Here is a 19,440-nt window from a genome sequence, read left to right as displayed (position 1 = left end):
GCAATGTCGGACGGAGTCGTTTCCGTGTCGGATGCCACGCGTGAGCAGCTGAGCAGGGCCGACGAACACAGCGCACACAACTACTCGCCGCTGCCGGTCGTGATCGAGTCGGGCGCGGGCTCGTGGGTGAAGGGAATCGACGGCGTCGACTACCTGGACGTCCTCGCCGGATACTCGGCGCTCAACTTCGGCCACGCACACCCCACCCTCGTCCGGGTGGCGAGCGAACAACTCGGCCGGCTCACCCTGACCAGCCGCGCCTTCCAGCACGATCGGTTCGCGTCCTTCTGTGAGGACCTGAGCCGGCTGTGCCGGAAAGACGCCGTGCTGCCGATGAACACGGGCGCCGAAGCCGTGGAGACCGCGCTGAAACTGGCCCGCAAATGGGGTTACGACGTCAGGGGAGTGCAGCCGGGACGTGCCGAGGTGATCACGTGCGCCGGGAACTTCCACGGTCGCACCATCTCGATCGTCGGGTTCTCGTCCGATCCGGACGCGTACACCGGGTTCGGTCCGTTCCCGCCGGGCTTCGCGTCCGTCGAGTACGGGAACGCGGACGCGTTCGAGGCCGCGATCACCGAGAACACCGTGGCGGTGCTCCTCGAACCGATCCAGGGGGAGGCCGGAGTGCTGGTGCCACCGCCCGGCTACCTCGCGGCGGTCCGGGACATCTGCACCCGCCGCGGGATCCTGATGATCGCCGACGAGATCCAGAGCGGGCTCGGGCGGACGGGCGACACGTTCGCGTGCGACCACGAGAACGTGACCCCCGACGTGTACGTCCTCGGCAAGGCGCTCGGGGGTGGCTTGATGCCGGTCTCCGCCGTCGTCGCCGACTGGCCGGTGATGGCGGTGATCGGCCCCGGACAACACGGGAGCACGTTCGGGGGCAACCCCCTCGCCTGCGCGGTCGGGAGCGCGGTCGTCGACCTGCTCAAGACCGGCGAATATCAGCAGCGAAGCCGTGAGCTGGGCGCCTACCTGCACAGCATGCTGTCGCAACTGCCCCCCGACCACGTGTCGGAGGTGCGTGGGCGCGGACTGTGGGCCGGTGTGCAACTGGCCGACGGCATGCCGTCCGCCCGAACGATCTGTGAAAGACTCCTGGCACGCAGGGTCCTCGCGAAGGACGCGCACGAAGGAACGATCCGCATCGCCCCGCCGCTGGTGATCGAACGGGACGAGCTGACGTGGGCGGTCGAACAGCTCGCCGACGCGCTCGCCGAGTGAGTTTTGACCCTGGGCCTCACCGACCGGTATTGTTCTCCGTTGGCGTGCCGTGCGCCGCTGCGTCCTCGTGTCGCAGTGGCTGGCGGTTCTCGGGTCTCAACTGGCCGCCGGGAATCGCTCGACGATACGCAATGGCCAGCAGCGGATTGAACAAGACGAGGAAGTTCTGTGTCTACGTACACCCCGAAGGCCGGAGATGTGACCCGCACGTGGCACGTCATCGACGCCACTGACGTGGTGCTCGGCCGCCTTGCCGTCCAGGCAGCCAACTTGCTGCGCGGCAAGCACAAGCCCACCTTTGCACCGCACGTTGACGGCGGCGACTTCGTCGTCATCATCAACGCCGAGAAGGTTGCCATCAGCGGCAACAAGCGTGAGGGCAAGTTCCTCTACCACCACTCCGGACACCCCGGTGGTCTGAAGTCCCGCTCCGTCGGTGAGGTTCTCGACAAGAACCCCGACCGCCTCGTGGAGAAGGCCATCGTCGGCATGCTCCCCAAGAACAAGCTGGGTCGCGCCATCAGCAGCAAGCTGAAGGTGTACGCGGGCCCGAACCACCCCCACGCCGCGCAGCAGCCGGTGCCATTCGAGATCAAGCAGGTGGCCCAGTGACGGCGCCGGAGGAGCAGAACGTGTCCAACCCCGAAGAGATCACCGAGGCTGTCGAGGTCGCGGCGGACGAGTACGTGTCCGTCGAGGAGCCCGAGGTCGCCGAGGACATCGAGGCCGCTGCTGCGCCGCAGGCCCCGATCGTGATCGATCGCCCCATCCAGACCGTCGGTCGTCGTAAGGAAGCGGTTGTCCGCGTCCGTCTGACCCCCGGTTCGGGCGACTTCAAGCTCAACGGCCGCACCATCGAGGACTACTTCCCGAACAAGGTGCACCAGCAGCTGATCAAGGCTCCGCTGGTCACGGTCGAGCGTGCCGAGTCCTTCGACATCGTCGCACTGCTGCACGGTGGCGGACCGTCCGGACAGGCCGGCGCACTGCGTCTCGCCATCGCCCGCGCGCTCATCGAGGTCACCCCCGAGGACCGTCCGGCTCTCAAGAGCGCCGGCTTCCTCACGCGTGACGCCCGCGCCGTCGAGCGCAAGAAGTACGGCCTGAAGAAGGCCCGCAAGGCATCTCAGTACTCGAAGCGCTGATGTGTCGCCGAAGCCGCCCTCCGGGGTCGGCTTCGGCACCTGTTCTTCCCGAGAGCAGGCGTCCATCGTTATCGGACGCCTGCTCTCGTGCTTTATCCGAGATGTAGTGGGTTTCCTAGGTGCGAGGGGTCTGGTCTGTGGGTCGATTGTTCGGGACGGATGGGGTTCGTGGTCTCGCGAATACCGAGCTGACCGCCGAGTTGGCGTTGCAGGTGGCGTCCGCCGCCGCGACGGTGCTGGCGTCGCCGGGTTCGGGGGGACGCAAGACGGCTGTGGTCGGACGTGACCCGAGAGCCAGCGGTGAAATGCTCGAGGCGGCGGTCGTCGCGGGCCTGACGTCTGCCGGCGTCGACGTTCTGAACGTCGGGGTGTTGCCGACACCCGCGGTGGCCTACCTGACCGCGGAGCTGGACGCAGCTCTCGGTGTCATGATCTCCGCGTCGCACAATCCCATGCCCGACAACGGCATCAAGATCTTCGCGGCCGGCGGGCACAAACTCGACGACGAGGTGGAAGACCGGATCGAGGCCGTCGCCGCCGGAACCACGACACGGCGGGCGCCGACCGGCGCGGGGATCGGACGTGTCCGCACGGTGCCGGACGCCGCGGAACGGTATCTGCAGCACCTGGCCACCGCACTCCCGAACAGCCTCGACGGGCTGACCGTGGTGGTGGACTGTGCGCACGGCGCGGCATCGGGTGTCGCTCCCGCCGCCTACCGGGCCGCCGGCGCCACCGTCGTCGCGATCAACGCCGAACCCGACGGACTCAACATCAACGAGAACTGCGGGTCGACGCACCTCGAGAGCCTGCAGAAGGCGGTCGTCGAGCACAGCGCCGACCTGGGGCTCGCGCACGACGGCGATGCGGATCGATGCCTCGCCGTCGATGCCGCCGGTTCCCTCATCGACGGCGACGCCATCATGACCGTCCTCGCCCTGGGCATGCGCGACGCAGGTGAACTGGTGGACAACACCCTTGTCGCGACAGTCATGAGCAATCTCGGTTTGCACATCGCGATGCGCGAGGCCGGGATCTCACTGGTCACCACTGCTGTCGGTGATCGCTACGTCCTCGAAGGGCTGCGGTCCGGCGGCTTCAGTCTGGGCGGCGAACAGTCCGGACACGTCGTGTTCCCCGCCTTCGGCACCACCGGCGACGGAGTGCTGACGGGACTGCGGCTGATGGGCCGGATGGCGGAGACCGGACAGCCGATCGCGGACCTGGCGGCGGCGATGACGACACTCCCGCAGGTTCTGGTCAACGTGAGGGTCGCCGACAAGCGCGCTGTCGCCGCGTCTCCGGTCGTGCTGGACGCGGTCGTGGCAGCCGAGCGCAGCTTGGGCGACAACGGCCGGGTACTGCTGCGACCGTCGGGTACCGAGCAACTCGTACGCGTGATGGTCGAGGCTTCGGACATCGAAGTGGCCAGGAAGCTCGCCGACGAACTGGCGGGCACCGTCGCCTCCGTGTGAGCGGACACAGCGCACCGATCGTCCGGGGGAACCGATCGGTGCGCTGTCGCGTCTAACGCAGTAGGTCGCGAAGAGAGGGTGGGGCAATGAGCGATGGGCTCGAGGTGGACGTCGCGGTGGTGACGGACGCGGGCGCGAGACTGCTGCGGTCGGCGGAGGTCCTGAGCCAGCAGGCCGCCGAGACCGCCCGGCTGGAATTCGGTGGGCCGCGACTACGCCGCGAAGGGTGACGCGGTGCGTGACGCCCTCGGCGTCGTCGAGGTCGCGCTCGGGCAGTGGGCCGCGGACGCGGAATCGTTCGGCCACGCGTTCCGGGCCGCCGCGGCGCGCTACTCGGGCACGGACGCGAACGTCACCGCCGACGTGAACGGGGTGCAGTGGTGACCACGGATCCGAGAACGCTGATCGACGACCCGAACCTGAGCCGCGAATACAAGGAGCAACTCCTCCAGGCCTTGGCCGCCTCCCGCGAGGGGGACGACGCGTCGTGGCAGCCGTACTTCGACGAGTACGGGCTCGACAAGCGTAACCGGACTCCGTCCGCCGATCAGCGGTACGCCGCATTGTTGGAGCACGGCAGCGACGCCCAGACCGCGAACGCATCCCGGAACACGCTGGGGGAGCACCTGCGCCCGAATGGTCTCAACGTTCCCGACGACATGCTCGATCTCGGCGCGCGGGGCCTCGAATTCTTCGAGTTGTTCCATCCCGCGGCGAGAAAACTGGGATTCGAGTCTCGCGAACTCACCGACAACTACGCGAGGTTCGACGCCGAGCGGGGGATGCGACTGAACATACTCGCCCGCGACGTCGACACCCTAGGACACAGCCTCGACACGGCCCGCACCGAACTCGTTGAGAACGAGAGATGTGTCGCCGCAGTGCGAACCGGGTGGAGCGGAGTCGCCGCCGCGGCAGCGATCGACGCCGCCGACCGACAGAACGTGTAGGCGGACGCCACCATTGGTCGGCTCCACGGACTCGCCGAGGTGCTGTTCGAGGCGAACCTCACGCTGAGCGCCGCGGCAACGACCAAGACGCACAAGGTGGTGTCTCTGCACCGGCCGACGGTCGGGGGCTACATACAGTTTGGGTGATCTGGTTGTTTGATGTTGTTTAGTGTCGTTTTGGCGCTGCGGGGCAGTTGCCATCGGGCACGATTCCGGTGGGGATCCGGTCGGTCGTGACCCCGTCGGTGGGATTTGTAGGTGCGGTGTGGCGTAGTGCCGGGTGTCGTCCTCAGTAAGCCGATCTGGAACGCCGGGCGGGGCGTGTGGTGAAGGTGACCGCACGCGAAAGGTGTGGTCTGGGTGTGTCGAGGACGGTGACCGAGACCGATTTCGACATGAACGGTTAACGCACCACACTGCGCGGGCCGCTGGCCGATCCGAATGTCGTCGATCGCCCGTCGTGCATCGGGGCCGCCTGGCCGGATTCGGGTTCGCGTGCAGCGAGGCGGTGTTGTCGGTGCCCTGTCGTACCCTGCTCGTGTTGACCGACAACGGGGTGGCTGATGATCTGGGTGCGCGATAGGACCGAGGTGATGACCTCGCTGTGCGCTCGCCGGTACGGGCAGTGCGGTGCACGCCGGCGTGCCGCAGCTGCGGTGACCGCTGCGGCGGACCTGACGTGACACCCACAGCTGGGCTCGCCGATCCCGGTGACCAGGTCACGGCACCGACCCCGAACCCGGCTCCCGAAGAGTCCGCGGACTCGTGTCGGACGGTGATCCGTGCTTTTGTGTATGTCCTCGATCCGACCCCGGAGCAGGTCGAGGCGATGCGGTCGCACTGTGGGGCGCAGCGTTTCGCCTATAACTGGGCACTGTCGCGGGTGAAAGCGAACCTCGACCAACGCGCTGCGGAGCGGTCGTATGAGATCCCGGACTCGGAGTTGACGCCGCTGGTGTCGTGGTCCGCGTACAGCCTGCGCAAACACTGGAACACCGTCAAAAACGCCATCGCCGTCAACCCTGAGACCGGGCAGCCGTGGTGGCCGGAAAACTCGAAAGAGGCGTACAGTTCCGGAATCGCGAACTGCGCTGCAGCCCTATCGAACTGGTCCAATGCCCGGTCCGGGAAACGGAAAGGCTCGATGGGGTTCCCCCGCTTCAAAAGCAAACGAGCGGTGCCCTCCTGCCGATTCACCACCGGCAGTTTCGGGTTGGTCACCGACGGCGGCGACCGCCGTCGTGTGCAGTTGCCTCGGATCGGGGCGATCCGGACGTGCGAATCGTCCCGCAAACTGGCCCGCAGGACGATCGCCGGGGCGGCTCGGATTCGGTCGGCGACCCTCTCGTTTCGTCGGGGCCGGTGGCAGGTGTCGTTCTCCGTCGAAATCACTCTCCCCGCCAGGGCACTCCCGCCCGTTGCCGCTGGTCCTAGGTCGGTCGTGGGGGTGGATGTGGGGGTCAAGCACCTTGCGGTCCTCTCGACCGGCGAGATGATCGACAATCCGAAACACGGACGTAAGCGGGCGAAAAAACTTCGCCGGCTCGGGCGCCGCGCATCGCGGCGGGTCGGCCCGGATCGCCGCACCGGTCAACAACCCTCCCGGCGTTGGCTGCGCACCCAGGAACAGATCCGGGCGGTGCACACCCGCATCGCCGACGCGCGCCGCGATCACCTGCACAAACTCACCACCCGGTTGGTGCGGGACTTCGACACCGTCGTCGTCGAAGACCTCCACATCGCAGGGATGACCCGTTCCGGTGGCGCCTACAAACGGGGGTTAAACCGCGCCCTGCATGATGCGGCGCTCGCCGAGATCCGGCGGCAACTGACCTACAAGACCGATTGGACCGGCACCGGTCTGCATGTGGCAGACCGGTGGTATCCGTCGAGTAAGACCTGCTCGGACTGCCAGGTAGTGAAAAACAAGCTACCTCTGAATGTTCGGGTGTTCACCTGCGATGCGTGCGGATTCCGCGCGGATCGTGATCACAACGCCGCCCTCAACCTCGCTGCACTCGCAGCGGTTGTTGACGGTGGTGCGTCTTCGGCGAGTTGCGGACGAGACGTAAAAGAAGCCCGACAGAAACCAACCATAAGACCCGCCACTCGGCGGGCAGACGGTATCGCTGCGGGAACACCACCGAGTGGTGAACGTGGCCGGGGTAACCCGGACACTCATGCCGAAGGCACTAAACGACACTCAGCATGAACGGTACAGCGCGGCCCAGATCGTCGTCGACGACGTCCTCGCGCAGATCTCCGCCTGCGGCAAGGACGGAGACAACTCCGCCGCGAAGGACTGCATGGACGACCCGTCCTATTGGTTCCCCGAACGCGGCCGGCGACGACTATTGGCACGTCAACGGTGTGTACAACGACGGCGGAGGCGGTCCGCTCCGCCGACTCGAACGGGACGACGTGGTGCGGCGGGCTACGGGAATCATCAAGGACTGGCTCGACGCGAACCTTCGGCACGTGTACGGGGAGAAGCAGCAGGAGTTCACCGGTGCGTGTCTGGACTGCGCCGAAGCGGTGCACGCTCCGTACGACGCAGTTCTCGTCGAGGCGCGGTCGATCGAGGTGCTGCCCGGGTTTCATCCCGAGGGCACTCCCGATCCGGCACCCCGCGCCGAGGTCCCGAGGTGCGAATTGCCGACACCGTCCCCGCCTCTACGGCCGGCGTTCGATCCCGCACCTGCTGCGCCGACGGCGCCCGCCGAGGCACTTGCGCGGACGGCCCGGCGTACGTCCCGCCTCGATCCGGTGGTGGGGACGCGACCACCAGTTCGATGGCCGCCGCACCCCAGATTGCCGCCGCGCCGATGACTACTGCTCCAGTCGCACCGGTCCCGCCTGTGGTGCCCGGACTGGTCGGTGTTCCTGGGTCGTCGAGGCCCGCCGCTACAGGAACCGCGGTCCGCACCCGAACTGGCGACAGGTCCCGTGGCCGGATTCGACAGCGGCGCCGAGTTGGCCGAGGCCGGGCCGCTGTGAGCCACCGAGCCGCACAGTTGCGTGCACAACGGGCACGGATGCGGGCCGACCTGGAAGTGTTCCGGGAGCGGATCGACGAGCGCAGGGCCAGAGACGAGGAAGCCTCGGGGAACCGGTCCGGCGGCGGCCGGACCGAGTCTGCAGCGGCGCCGCCTGCGGCTGCGCAACCGAGAACACTCGACGACGACGAGTTCTATCGGCCGCGCAGCTGGCTGGTGTGACCCGAGGCCTCAGATGTGCGGGAGCACACCCTCGAAGCCGGCGTCGGTGTGCTCCTCGTGCGGGTCGACGAGCGTGGTGTGGGGGAGTTCGGCGTCCGCCTTCGCGAACACCTCGTACTTCTTGTCCTCGGTGAGGTGATAGAGCAGGAAGCCGGTGAGCAACGCGCGTGTGATCTGCTGGGTCTTCCGCTCGGAACCGCCGATGCCGAGTGCACCCAGCAGGCGGCGGCCTTCGGTGAGCCCGGACTCCTTGGCCCCGTTGACGGCGCGCAGAACGTGTTCTCCGCCCCACGCCTCGGCCAGCGCCTTGGCGTTGCTGTTCATGGTGTCGATGTCGGCACCGGCGACGACGAGACCCGGCGCTGTGATCTTGGACGCATACTTCTCGGCCTTCGGTGCGGTCGGAGCCGGGAACAGGGCGGCGACCGCCGACACGTCCCGTTGCGCGGCGGCGAGCACCGCCACACCCGCACCCATCCCGTGTCCTGCGAACGCGACGCGGTCGGGCTGCACGCTGATCTGGCCGGGGCCGAGCCGCACGCCCACACAGATGTCGAGGGTGGCCCGCAGGTCGGTGGCGAGGCCCAGGTGGGAGGGCACGGGACCGCGTTCACTGTTGGGGGCGGCCACGACGATTCCCCACGAAGCCAGATGCTCGAGCGTCTTCCGGTAATGGTCGGCACCTGACATCCAGCTGTGCGCGAACGCGACGGCCGGCAGGTTGAAGCCTGATTCGGGCGTGTATACGACGCCCGGCTGTCCGGCGAGGGCGAGGTCACCCCGCAGCACGCGGTGCGGTCCACGCTTGGACAGTTCACGGGCCAGGGTCTTCGGTTTCGGCGCCACGGGGAGAACGTTATCCGATCGCGGCCCGGCGAGAGAGCCGATGCGGCCCACACTCCGACTTCGCCGCGTCGCCCGGTCCAAGTACCCTGATAAACCATGTGCGGAATCGTGGGATACGTCGGCCACCGGCAGGCTCTGACTGTTGTGGTGGAGGCCTTGCGGCGAATGGAATACCGCGGATACGACTCTGCCGGTATCGCCGTGCTCGACGGACACGGCGGCATGGCGGTCGAGCGGAAGGCGGGTCGTCTCGCGAATCTCGAGGCCGAACTCGACGAGATCGGGGCCGAGCACTTCACCGGGAGCACCGGGATCGGTCACACGCGGTGGGCCACGCACGGCAGGCCGACCGACCGCAACGCGCACCCGCACCGTGATGCGGGCAACACGGTTGCCGTCGTGCACAACGGCATCATCGAGAACTTCGCCCCGCTGCGGGCCGAACTCGAGCACGACGGAGTCGACTTCTCCAGCGACACCGACACCGAGGTGGCGGTGCACCTCGTCGCCCGGGCCTACGCCTCGGGTGAGACGGCCGGTGACTTCGTCGCGAGCGCGCTGAGCGTGCTGCGCAGGCTGGAGGGCGCGTTCACGCTCGTCTTCACCCACTCGGATCACCCGGACACCATCGTCGCGGCGCGTCGCTCGACGCCTCTCGTCATCGGTGTCGGCGAGGGAGAGACGTTCCTCGGGTCCGATGTCGCGGCGTTCATCGAGCACACCCGTGACGCGGTCGAGCTGGGGCAGGACCAGGTCGTGGTGATCACCGCGGACGGGTACTCGATTCTGAACTTCGACGGATCCGAGGCGCAGGGCCGCCCGTTCCGCATCGACTGGGACCTCGCCGCCGCCGAGAAGGGCGGCCACGACTACTTCATGCTCAAGGAGATCGAAGAGCAGCCGGCCGCAGTCGCAGACACCCTGCTCGGTCACTTCCAGGACGGGAAGATCGTCCTCGACGAGCAGCGCTTGTCGGATCAGGAGCTGCGCGACGTCGACAAGGTCTTCGTCGTCGCCTGCGGCAGCGCCTACCACTCGGGGCTGCTCGCGAAGTACGCCATCGAGCACTGGACCCGGCTGCCCGTCGAGGTCGAGCTCGCCAGCGAATTCCGCTACCGCGACCCGGTCCTGGACCGGTCGACGCTGGTCGTGGCCATCTCGCAGTCCGGTGAGACGGCCGACACCCTGGAGGCCGTGCGCCACGCCAAGGACCAGAAGGCTCGGGTGCTGGCAGTGTGCAACACGAACGGCGCCCAGATTCCGCGCGAGGCCGACGCCGTCCTCTACACCCGGGCAGGTCCGGAGATCGGTGTCGCGTCGACCAAGGCGTTCCTCGCGCAGGTCACGGCGAACTACCTGGTCGGCCTGGCGCTCGCCCAGGCCCGCGGCACCAAGTACCCGGACGAGGTCGCTCGCGAGTACGCCGATCTCGAGGCCATGCCCGACCTGGTGAGCCGGGTACTCGACACGGTCGAGCCGGTGCGGGCGCTGGCGCGGGAGCTGGCGTCCTCGTCGACGGTGCTGTTCCTGGGCCGCCATGTCGGTTACCCCGTGGCGCTCGAGGGTGCACTCAAGCTCAAGGAGCTGGCGTACATGCACGCCGAGGGCTTCGCGGCCGGTGAGCTCAAGCACGGTCCGATCGCGTTGATCGAGGACGGGCTGCCGGTGATCATCGTGATGCCGTCCCCGAAGGGGCGTGCGGTGCTGCACTCGAAGCTGCTGAGCAACATCCGGGAGATCCAGGCCCGCGGTGCGCGGACCGTCGTGATCGCGGAGGAGGGCGACGAGGCCGTGCGCCCGTTCGCCGACCACCTGATCGAGATCCCGGCAGCGCCGACGCTGCTGCAGCCGCTGCTGTCGACGGTGCCGTTGCAGGTGTTCGCTGCGGAGGTCGCGCAGACACGGGGCTACGACGTCGACAAGCCGCGTAACCTCGCGAAGTCCGTCACCGTCGAATAGCAGCGACCGTGGGGCGTGGCAGGGCCGCGCCCCTACGGAGTGACGACGACGGTGCCGGTCATCTCGGGGTGCAGCGAACAGGTGTAGTCGTAGGTCCCTGGTTCGGTGAACGTGTACGTGAACGTGCCGGTCTGCATCAACCGGCTCCGCAGCACACTCTTCGCGGCGCCGACACCCACCACGTCGTGGGTGACACCCTTGTCGTCGAAATTCCAGGTGACGGTGTCTCCCGCCTTGACGGTGAGCGTCGCGGGCGCGTACGCCATGTTCGCGACCTGCACGACGGGTCCGGTCGGGGCCTCGGGCGCCGCGGTGTCCGGCGAACCGCACCCGGACACGACGCCCGCCATCGAAATGCTTGCGGCGAGAGCCACTCCGGCGATCCACGAGCTTCCACGTCCACGCATGACGTCGAGCGTAGTCTGACCCGGTACCGACCCTTCTCGCCGAGGAGTTCCCATGCGGGGCTACTACACCGCTGACGAGGTTCGAGCCGCAGAGGCGCCGTTGCTGGCGTCTCTTCCCGACGGCGCACTGATGCGACGCGCCGCGCATGGGCTCGCCACGGTGATGGCGGCGGAACTGCGAGCGCGGACCGGGGGCGTCGCCGGTCGCACGATCACGGTGCTGGTGGGGTCCGGGGACAACGGCGGCGACGCGCTGTGGGCGGCGTCGATGCTGCGCAAGCGCGGTGTCGCGGCCACCGCGGTCCTGCTCAAACCGGAGAAGGCGCACGAGGCCGGGCTGGCCGCGTTCACCGCGGCCGGCGGGCGGGTGGCAGTCCCGACCGGCGATCTGGGGCTGCCCGATCTGGTGATCGACGGGATCGTGGGAATCTCCGGCAGGGGGTCGCTGCGGCCCGACGCTGCGGACCTGGTCGACCGGATCGAGGCACCGATCGTGTCGGTGGACCTGCCGAGCGGTGTGGACCCGGAGACCGGGGCGGTCGACGGGCCCGCCGTGCGCGCCGCCGTCACCGTCGCATTCGGTGCCCTCAAACCGGTTCATGCGCTCGGCGCGGCGCACTGCGGCCGAGTCGAGCTGGTGGACATCGGACTGTTGCTCGGCGAAGCCGGGATCACCGCCCTCGACGCCGCCGACGTGGGTGCCGCGTGGCCGGTGCCGGGGGCGGACGACGACAAGTACTCGCAGGGTGTGGTGGGCGTGGTCGCAGGCAGCGACGGCTACCCGGGCGCAGGCGTGTTGTGTACGGGCGCCGCGGTCACGGCCACGTCGGGGCTCGTCCGCTACGCCGGGCCGTGCACGAACGAGGTGCTCGCGCACTCGCCGGAGGTGATCGCGACCGCCGATCTCGCGAAGGCGGGACGCGTCCAGTCGTGGGTGGTCGGGCCGGGTATGGGAACCGACGACGCCGCCCGACGCACCCTGCGGACGCTGCTCGACTCCGACGTGCCCGTCTTGGTCGACGCGGACGGTCTGACCCTGCTCGCCGAGGACCCGGACCTGGTGCGGTCGCGGACCGCAGCGACACTGCTGACCCCGCACGCCGGGGAGTTCGCCCGGCTGACCGGGAAGGATCCGGGTCCGGACCGGGTGGCGTCGGCACGCGCTCTCGCCGCCGACTTGAACGTGCACCTGCTGCTCAAGGGGCGGGCCACGGTGATCGCGGAACCCGGGGGCCGGATCTTCGTCAACGAGGCGGGCGGGTCGTGGTCCGCCACCGCGGGGGCGGGGGACGTGCTCGCCGGGATCATCGGCTCGCTCATGGCCGCGGGTATCGCTCCGGCCCGGGCCGCAGCGGTGGGTGCGCGAGCTCACTCGCTGGCCGCGAACCTGGCGGCCCGAGGCGGTGGCGCGGACCTGTCCGCAGGCCGCGGAACAGCACCGATCTCCGCCGGGACGCTGCTCGCGCACCTCAGGGAGTCGATCAGAGTTCTCCGTGCGGGGGTGTCACCCGAAGAAATGCCGGCCTCATCGTGAATGGCAGGATCGAACACATGACGCTTGCTGAAGCAGTACCGGCCGACGACCACGGACACAGCGAACCCGCAGCGCCCGCACAGGCGGCGCCGGCACCGCAGGCCGAGGCCGTGGTCGATCTGGATGCAATTGCGCACAACGTCCGTATCCTGCGCGACAGCGCCCGGGACGCGGCGATTATGGCCGTCGTGAAGGCGGACGGCTACAACCATGGCGCGGTACCCGTGGCACGCGCAGCGTTGGCCGCCGGAGCATCGGAACTGGGCGTGACGACAGTGTCCGAGGCACTCACTCTGCGCCGCGCCGGCATCGACGCACCCGTCCTCGCGTGGCTGCACACCGTCGACGCCGATTTCGCCCCCGCGATCGCGGCCGGGGTCGAACTCGGCGTCTCCTCGCCCCGCCACCTCGCCGCGGTGGTCGCTGCGGCCCGGAGCGTCGGCACCACGGCGATCGTCACGATCAAGGTCGACACCGGACTGAATCGCAACGGGGTGGCACCCGACGAGCTGGCGCAGGTCCTCGTCGATCTGGCGCGCGCGCAGGCCGAGGGATCGGTGCGGCTGCGCGGCATCTTCTCGCATCTGGCCCACGCCGACGAGCCGCACCACGCCTGGATCGATTCCCAGCGCGATCGCCTGGTCGGCGCGATCGCAGATGCCAAGCGTCAGGGGCTGGTCCCCGAAGTGGTGCACCTGTCCAATTCCGCGGCCACCCTGACCCGTCCCGACCTGCGGTTTGACATGGTTCGCCCGGGAATCGCGATATATGGGTTGTCGCCCGTTCCCGAACTCGGTCAGTTCGGGTTGCGCCCGGCGATGACACTGCGATCGAGGGTGGCTCTGGTGAAGAAGGTAGCGGCAGGTGAAGGCGTGTCCTACGGACACCAGTGGGTGGCCCCACGGGATACGACGGTGGCGCTGCTGCCGTTCGGGTACGCGGACGGGCTGCCGCGCTCGCTCAGCGGCCGTTTCGAGGTCCAGCTGGGTTCGGAGCGACGTCCGGGGATCGGACGCGTCTGCATGGACCAGGTGGTCGTCGATCTCGGACCGGACGGCGGCGGAGTCCGGGAGGGGGACACCGCGGTGTTCTTCGGCAACGGCGACCTCGGCGAGCCCAACGCGCAGGCGTGGGCCGACGAACTGGACACCATCCATTACGAGGTGGTGACCGGGGTACGCGGACGCACGGTGCGCAGTTACGTCGGCGGGACGGGCACCTAGATGGGGTTGTCGAAGCGGTTGGGGCTCGTCGGCGGCGTGCTGAGCGCACTGGCGCTCGGTTCGGTTGCCGGTGTCAACGCGCTGCGCAGCGCGGCCCGGCCGGGCCGCGAGATCTACGGCGACGAGGACTTCACGCTGATGTCGCGGGACCGGCGCAGCGTCGTGGTCACCGAGGACGGCGTCGCGCTCGCGGTCCGCGAGGTCGGCCCGGAGGATGCGCCGGTGACGGCGGTGTTCGTGCACGGCTACTGCCTGGACATGACGTCGTGGCATTTCCAGCGTCGCCAGCTCGCCGAGCGGTGGGGCGACGACGTGCGGATGGTGTTCTACGACCAACGCGGGCACGGCGATTCGGGTGTGCCGTCCACGGCGAGCTGTACCATCGCTCAGCTGGGCGCCGATCTCGCGACCGTGATCGAGGCGAAGGCCCCCACCGGACCGGTTGTGCTCGTGGGGCATTCGATGGGCGGGATGACGGTGCTGGCCTTTTCCGGTCTGCGTCCCGAACTGGTGGCGTCGCGGGTGGTCGGTGTGGGCCTGGTGGCCACGGCCGCTGCGGGTCTCAGCGAGACCGGATTGACGCGGAACCTGCAGAACCCGGTCATCGACGGCTTCCGGCTGGCCGTCCGGACCTCGCCCGAACTCGTCCAGCACGCGCGCGGCGCGGCCCGCGTGCTGATCACCCCGATTCTGCGGGCGGCGTCGTACGGCACGGACGTGAGTCCGCGGCTGCACAAGTTCTCCGACTCCATGCTGGACCGGACGTCGGTGGTCACCATCGTCAACTTTCTGCGCACACTCGAACTGCACGACGAGTCCGCGTCACTCGCGGCGATCGAGCACACCCCGTCCGTCGTGGTGTGCGGCGACAGCGACATGATCATCCCGTTCGGCAGCTCCCGGAAACTGGCAGCGGACCTTCCGGAGTCCGAACTGGTGCGGGTGCGTGGCGCCGGCCATCTGGTGCAGCTCGAGTTCCCGACCGTCGTGTCGGACGCAGTCGACCGGGTGCTGCATCGTGGCCTGGCCACGTACGAGTCGCGTGAGCAGTCCGATGTCGGCTGAGGAGGGAGTGTTGCCCGTGAGCGGGACCGTGGTGTTACCGACGGCGGAGGACACCGAGCAGTTCGGGCGGGACCTCGCCCGGGGACTCGTCGCCGGTGATCTCGTAGTTCTCGACGGACCACTCGGTGCGGGGAAGACCGCACTGACGAAGGGGATCGGAGCCGGGCTCGGCGTGCAGGGGCGAGTGACTTCGCCCACATTCGTGATCGCGCGGGAGCACCGGGCGGGCACGCGCCCCGACGGGGGCGCACCGGTCGGAATGGTGCACGTGGACGCGTACCGACTGGGCGGAAGCGGCCCCCACGCACTGGACGAACTCGACGCGCTCGACCTCGACACCGACCTGGCTGCAGCGGTTGTCGTCGTCGAATGGGGCGAGGGCATCGCCGAGCAGCTGGTTGATCGTCACCTGCGGGTACGCCTGCGCCGCGAACCGGAGACGGACGTCCGCACCGCCCACTGGGAGTGGATTTCCTGACGGGGTCGGGTGTCGGGAGCGGTTCTGACGTGCGAGTACCCTCAGTTACCGTGCTTGTTCTCGCCATCGACACGTCCACGCCTGCCGTGACCGCCGGAGTCGTCCGGGTTTCGGCCGATTCCGCGTCGGTGGAGGCGGTGGACACCCTCGCGGTGCGTGTGACGGTCAACCCGCGCGCCCACGCGGAAGTGCTCACCCCGCACATCCTCGAGTGCCTCACCGAGTCGGGTCACGTCGCCGCCGACTTCGACGCGGTGGTGGTCGGCGCCGGACCCGGGCCGTTCACCGGACTGCGCGTGGGGATGGCCACCGCCGCCGCGTTCGCCGACGCCCTCGGTATTCCGGCCCACGGCGTGTGCAGCCTCGACGCCATCGCCGCGCAGGTGGACGGTGACCGGAATCTGCTGGTCGTCACGGATGCACGCCGGCGTGAGGTGTACTGGGCGCGCTACTCGGCTGGGGTGCGGGTCGAAGGTCCCGCGGTGGTGAAGCCGCGCGAACTCGAGCCGATGCCGTCCGAGGTGGTGGCGGGATCGCCGTCCCACGTCGACTTCTTCGATCTGCCGGTCGAGCCCGTGGAAACACCGTCGCCCGCAGGGCTGGTCGCGGTGGCCGCGGACGCCCTGTTCAGTGGTGCCGCCCCGGCGGCGCTCGTGCCGCTCTATCTACGGCGCCCGGACGCGGTCGAACTGGCGGACCGGAAGAAATGACATTCCGCATCGAACCGATGGCGGTCGCCGACGCCGAACGGTGCGCGGAGCTCGAGACACTCCTGTTCGCCGGTGACGGACCCTGGAGCGCGGGCGCATTCAGGGCGGAACTCGCCGCCCCGCACGTGCACTACACCGTGGCGCGGGACGACACCGGCCACGTCGTCGGGTACGCCGGAATCGCCCTGCTGGGCAACGGCTCACATCCCGAATCCGAGATACACACGATCGGAACGGATCCGGCGTGTCAGCGCCGGGGGATCGGCGGAGCCCTCCTCGACGAGCTCCTCCGCGTGGCCGACACCCGGGGTGGCCCGGTGTTTCTCGAAGTGCGAACCGACAACGACGCGGCGATCGCCCTCTACCGACGTGAAGGATTCGAGATCGTGGGAACACGTAAGAAGTACTACCAACCGAGCGGTGCGGACGCCTTCACGATGCGTCGCCCCGGATCGGGTGAGGAGCCGGTGCAATGATCGTCATGGGGATCGAAAGCTCTTGTGACGAGACCGGAGTCGGCATCGTCCGGTGGAACGGCGACGGAACCTGCGAACTCCTCGCGGACGAGGTCGCATCCAGCGTCGAGGAGCATGCACGGTACGGCGGGGTGGTGCCGGAGGTCGCGTCCCGCGCGCACCTCGAGGCGATCGTCCCGACGATGCGGCGGGCCCTCGCCGCCGCCGGGATCGCCAAGCCGGACGCTCTCGCCGTCACCATCGGACCCGGTCTGGCCGGCGCCCTGCTCGTCGGTGTCGCGGCGGCGAAAGCGTATGCGGCGGCGTGGGACGTCCCGTTCTACGCGGTGAACCACCTCGGCGGTCACGTGTCGGTGGACACCCTCGAACACGGACCGATGCCGCCGTGCGTGGCGCTGCTCGTGTCCGGTGGGCACACCCATCTCCTGCACGTCGAGGACCTTGCGAAACCCATCGTCGAACTCGGCACCACCGTGGACGACGCGGCCGGCGAAGCCTTCGACAAGGTGGCCCGCCTCCTCGGCCTCGGATTCCCCGGGGGCCCGGCCCTCGACGCCGCGGCGCAGGACGGCGACCGCAACGCCATTCCCTTCCCGCGCGGAATGACCGGTCCCCGGGACGCCCGGCACGACTTCTCGTTCTCCGGGCTGAAGACGGCTGTCGCACGGTACGTGGAATCCAAGGAGCGGGCCGGGGAGGCCTGCTCGGTGCCGGATATCGCCGCGAGCTTCCAGGAAGCCGTGGCGGACGTGCTGACGATGAAAGCGGTGCGCGCAGCCCGCGACGTCGGCGTGGACACACTGGTACTCGGGGGCGGCGCCACGGCCAACTCACGCATCCGCGCACTCGCCGAGGAACGCTGCGCCGACGCCGGACTGACCCTGCGGGTGCCGAAACCGCGCTTGTGCACCGACAACGGCGTGATGATCGCCTCGCTCGGCGCGCATCTGATCGCCGGCGGAGCCGCGCCGTCCCTGCTGACCGTGGCCAGCGACCCCGGACTGTCGGTGGCGACCAGTCAGGTGTTCAGCTGACCGGAATCGTGACGGTCTGCGTGGCCGGGGGAGTGAGCGCCGCACCGGGCTGAGCACCACTCGGTTTCGCCGCATCGGGACTCGGAGCGACTGTGCCCGGCGCCGGGATCATCGGGAAGGGCCCTTCGGGCGTCGCGGGTGCAGTAGGCGCCGCGGGCGCAGCGGGCGCAGTAGGTTCCGCGGGCGCGGCCGGCGTCTCCGCAGGCGGCGGTGCCACCTCGGGAACGTCGGGTGCGGGCGCAACCGGACTCGGTTCGTTCGGCGTGGATTCCCCCGGAACCTGCGGCCACAGCGGCGGAATCGCGGGCCATTCGATGTGCGGCCACGATGGCTGTGACGGGTTCGTTCCGGGCAGTGTCGGATGCGGGGGAGCCGAGGGTGTCGGTACCGGGGTGGTGGTGCGCGGCGTCGTGGGCTCGCTCGTCGCATCGGGCGCCTGCTCGGGCGTCCGGTCCGTCTGCGCTTCGGACGTGGGCGGGACAACCTGATTCGGGTAGTACTCCGACGTCGGCGTCGGATCGTACGACGGAATCCGCGTGGCGGGAGGGTCGTCCGTCGTCGTGGTCGTGACCTGCTCGGTGGTCTGGAACATGTCCGTCCCCGCGGGGGAGACGTTGGGATCGGGCGCGGGCGCGAGTTCCTTGACGCCGTAGCCGAGTACGAGCCCTCCGACCACGAGGGCGCCGACGAGTGCCCCCGACACCTTGGCGGCCGAACCGGGGCGGTTCGACTCGGTGGCCGGGTAGTCGCGGATGGCGGAGGAGACGGCGAGCAACGCCGCACCTTTCGCGGTCGCGGTGTCGGGCTCGGGCATCACGACGACCCGTGCGGTGAACGCGTCGGCGACAGCGGCGGTGATCGCGGGAATGTTCGCGCCACCACCGACGAGGGCCAGGGCGTCCGGTTGCCGCGGGGAGTCGGCGACGGTGGCACGGATGAACTCCACCGCGACCCGGACGGTCGGTGCGACGATCTCGTCGAACCTGGTGCGGCTGATCCCGATCGGGCGGATGCCCGGCAGATCGATGTCGACGTGCGCGTTCGACTCCGAGGACAACTGCTCCTTGGCGACGCGGCACCGCGCCGAGAGCAGGTCGCGGTCCAGGTGCCGCAGGGGATGCGGGGTGGAGAGGCCGGCGACGACGTGATGGAAGACGAGATCGTCGATTCCGGTGCCGCTCACGTGGCTCGTGCGGTCGGCGTGCAGGACGGTGCCGTCCACCTGATCGACCACGGCGACCGACAGTCCGGACTCGCCGAAGTCGACGATGGCCACCGTGGCATGCTGAGCGACCTCACCGGTGTGACGCAGGTAGGTGAGAGTGGCGGCGGTCTCGGGCACGAGATGCACGCGGTGCCGCTGCCTGCTGACGGCGCTGCGGATCGAATGCGCCTGTTCCGCCGTGCGGTACGCGACGGCGAAGGCGTCGGGAGTGGTGGGGTCGGCAGGGACCTGGGTGGTCATCAGGGATATCGACGAGCGGACCAGGTCACCGAGGTCGGTGTGCGCCTGATCGGCGGACAGGTACCGGAACTCGACGTTCTGCGAACCGTTGGAGGCCGTGGTGACGAGGGCGGAACCCACACCGGCCGCGCCGGTGGACATCCCCAAGGACATCCCCATCACACACCCCCTCACGTTTTCGACGCGTGACCTGCCATCTCTGTCGGAACACCCTGCTCAGCGGGG

General features: G+C 68.9%; 21 protein-coding genes. 18 read left to right on the top strand and 3 right to left on the bottom strand.

Going from position 1 to position 19,440, the window contains the following annotated elements:
- The first annotated feature begins 3 nt into the window (after nucleotides 1-3).
- From rocD to OYT95_RS05645, 10 genes are all read left to right on the top strand, one after another.
- On the top strand, nucleotides 4-1,230 hold the full coding sequence (gene rocD / locus OYT95_RS05690) for an ornithine--oxo-acid transaminase (protein ID WP_268790960.1): 1,227 nt from the start codon (nucleotides 4-6) through the stop codon (nucleotides 1,228-1,230).
- Between the two features lie 168 nt (nucleotides 1,231-1,398).
- Nucleotides 1,399-1,842, top strand: coding sequence for a 50S ribosomal protein L13 (rplM, locus tag OYT95_RS05685; protein WP_005239728.1), 444 nt, complete (start codon nucleotides 1,399-1,401; stop codon nucleotides 1,840-1,842).
- Nucleotides 1,839-2,375 carry a 30S ribosomal protein S9 gene (rpsI, locus tag OYT95_RS05680; protein ID WP_005239729.1) on the top strand — a complete coding sequence of 179 codons (537 nt, stop codon included), beginning with the start codon at nucleotides 1,839-1,841 and terminating at the stop codon, nucleotides 2,373-2,375. The genes rplM and rpsI overlap by 4 nt, the downstream gene beginning before the upstream one ends.
- A gap of 137 nt (nucleotides 2,376-2,512) precedes the next feature.
- Complete coding sequence (gene glmM, locus OYT95_RS05675) at nucleotides 2,513-3,850, top strand: phosphoglucosamine mutase (RefSeq protein ID WP_268790959.1); 1,338 nt, start codon at nucleotides 2,513-2,515, stop codon at nucleotides 3,848-3,850.
- Nucleotides 3,851-3,936: 86 nt separating this feature from the next.
- A complete protein-coding gene (locus tag OYT95_RS05670; RefSeq protein ID WP_268790958.1) occupies nucleotides 3,937-4,080 on the top strand; it encodes a hypothetical protein in 144 nt (47 codons plus the stop codon).
- A complete protein-coding gene (locus OYT95_RS05665; protein WP_268790957.1) occupies nucleotides 4,052-4,234 on the top strand; it encodes a hypothetical protein in 183 nt (60 codons plus the stop codon). The genes OYT95_RS05670 and OYT95_RS05665 overlap by 29 nt, the downstream gene beginning before the upstream one ends.
- Nucleotides 4,231-4,800 carry a hypothetical protein gene (locus OYT95_RS05660; RefSeq protein WP_268790956.1) on the top strand — a complete coding sequence of 190 codons (570 nt, stop codon included), beginning with the start codon at nucleotides 4,231-4,233 and terminating at the stop codon, nucleotides 4,798-4,800. The genes OYT95_RS05665 and OYT95_RS05660 overlap by 4 nt, the downstream gene beginning before the upstream one ends.
- A gap of 775 nt (nucleotides 4,801-5,575) precedes the next feature.
- A complete protein-coding gene (tnpB, locus tag OYT95_RS05655; protein WP_268790955.1) occupies nucleotides 5,576-7,012 on the top strand; it encodes an IS607 family element RNA-guided endonuclease TnpB in 1,437 nt (478 codons plus the stop codon).
- Between the two features lie 158 nt (nucleotides 7,013-7,170).
- Nucleotides 7,171-7,629: a hypothetical protein gene (locus tag OYT95_RS05650; protein ID WP_268790953.1), complete on the top strand. Its 459-nt coding sequence runs from the start codon at nucleotides 7,171-7,173 to the stop codon at nucleotides 7,627-7,629.
- Between the two features lie 164 nt (nucleotides 7,630-7,793).
- Nucleotides 7,794-8,018, top strand: coding sequence for a hypothetical protein (locus OYT95_RS05645; RefSeq protein WP_268790952.1), 225 nt, complete (start codon nucleotides 7,794-7,796; stop codon nucleotides 8,016-8,018).
- Nucleotides 8,019-8,027: 9 nt separating this feature from the next.
- Here the strand turns inward: OYT95_RS05645 and OYT95_RS05640 are convergent, their stop codons facing one another.
- The gene (locus tag OYT95_RS05640) at nucleotides 8,028-8,864 is read right to left on the bottom strand and encodes a dienelactone hydrolase family protein (RefSeq protein ID WP_268790951.1); all 837 of its coding nucleotides are present in this window, start codon (nucleotides 8,862-8,864) and stop codon (nucleotides 8,028-8,030) included.
- A gap of 96 nt (nucleotides 8,865-8,960) precedes the next feature.
- Here OYT95_RS05640 and glmS point away from each other — a divergent pair, with 96 nt between their 5' ends.
- On the top strand, nucleotides 8,961-10,823 hold the full coding sequence (gene glmS / locus OYT95_RS05635) for a glutamine--fructose-6-phosphate transaminase (isomerizing) (RefSeq protein WP_037244746.1): 1,863 nt from the start codon (nucleotides 8,961-8,963) through the stop codon (nucleotides 10,821-10,823).
- A 32-nt stretch (nucleotides 10,824-10,855) separates the two neighbouring features.
- Here the strand turns inward: glmS and OYT95_RS05630 are convergent, their stop codons facing one another.
- Nucleotides 10,856-11,230 carry a cupredoxin domain-containing protein gene (locus OYT95_RS05630; protein WP_063748322.1) on the bottom strand — a complete coding sequence of 125 codons (375 nt, stop codon included), beginning with the start codon at nucleotides 11,228-11,230 and terminating at the stop codon, nucleotides 10,856-10,858.
- A 52-nt stretch (nucleotides 11,231-11,282) separates the two neighbouring features.
- On the opposite strand from OYT95_RS05630, the gene OYT95_RS05625 reads away from it, so the two are divergent.
- From OYT95_RS05625 to tsaD, 7 genes are read left to right on the top strand one after another with little or no spacing between them, the layout of a single operon-like run.
- Complete coding sequence (locus OYT95_RS05625; protein ID WP_268790950.1) at nucleotides 11,283-12,764, top strand: NAD(P)H-hydrate dehydratase; 1,482 nt, start codon at nucleotides 11,283-11,285, stop codon at nucleotides 12,762-12,764.
- A gap of 17 nt (nucleotides 12,765-12,781) precedes the next feature.
- The gene (gene alr / locus OYT95_RS05620) at nucleotides 12,782-13,987 is read left to right on the top strand and encodes an alanine racemase (RefSeq protein WP_268790949.1); all 1,206 of its coding nucleotides are present in this window, start codon (nucleotides 12,782-12,784) and stop codon (nucleotides 13,985-13,987) included.
- Entirely contained in the window at nucleotides 13,988-15,052 is a 1,065-nt protein-coding gene (locus tag OYT95_RS05615; protein WP_268790948.1) for an alpha/beta fold hydrolase, read from the top strand.
- Nucleotides 15,042-15,530 (top strand): tRNA (adenosine(37)-N6)-threonylcarbamoyltransferase complex ATPase subunit type 1 TsaE, encoded by a 489-nt coding sequence (gene tsaE / locus OYT95_RS05610; protein ID WP_037244760.1) that lies wholly within the window; start codon nucleotides 15,042-15,044, stop codon nucleotides 15,528-15,530. The genes OYT95_RS05615 and tsaE overlap by 11 nt, the downstream gene beginning before the upstream one ends.
- A gap of 50 nt (nucleotides 15,531-15,580) precedes the next feature.
- Nucleotides 15,581-16,240 carry a tRNA (adenosine(37)-N6)-threonylcarbamoyltransferase complex dimerization subunit type 1 TsaB gene (tsaB, locus tag OYT95_RS05605; protein ID WP_268790947.1) on the top strand — a complete coding sequence of 220 codons (660 nt, stop codon included), beginning with the start codon at nucleotides 15,581-15,583 and terminating at the stop codon, nucleotides 16,238-16,240.
- Complete coding sequence (gene rimI, locus OYT95_RS05600; protein WP_037244769.1) at nucleotides 16,237-16,716, top strand: ribosomal protein S18-alanine N-acetyltransferase; 480 nt, start codon at nucleotides 16,237-16,239, stop codon at nucleotides 16,714-16,716. The genes tsaB and rimI overlap by 4 nt, the downstream gene beginning before the upstream one ends.
- Nucleotides 16,713-17,750 (top strand): tRNA (adenosine(37)-N6)-threonylcarbamoyltransferase complex transferase subunit TsaD, encoded by a 1,038-nt coding sequence (gene tsaD / locus OYT95_RS05595; RefSeq protein WP_112302234.1) that lies wholly within the window; start codon nucleotides 16,713-16,715, stop codon nucleotides 17,748-17,750. The genes rimI and tsaD overlap by 4 nt, the downstream gene beginning before the upstream one ends.
- Here the strand turns inward: tsaD and OYT95_RS05590 are convergent.
- Entirely contained in the window at nucleotides 17,743-19,374 is a 1,632-nt protein-coding gene (locus OYT95_RS05590) for an Hsp70 family protein (protein ID WP_268790946.1), read from the bottom strand. The two genes, tsaD and OYT95_RS05590, sit on opposite strands and share 8 nt — an antisense overlap.
- Nucleotides 19,375-19,440: the final 66 nt, after the last annotated feature.

It is taken from the genome of Rhodococcus sp. JS3073, assembly GCF_026810085.1.
In the GTDB taxonomy this organism is placed as follows: Bacteria; Actinomycetota; Actinomycetes; order Mycobacteriales; family Mycobacteriaceae; genus Rhodococcus_F; species Rhodococcus_F wratislaviensis.
This window is presented reverse-complemented; position numbering and strand designations above follow the sequence as displayed.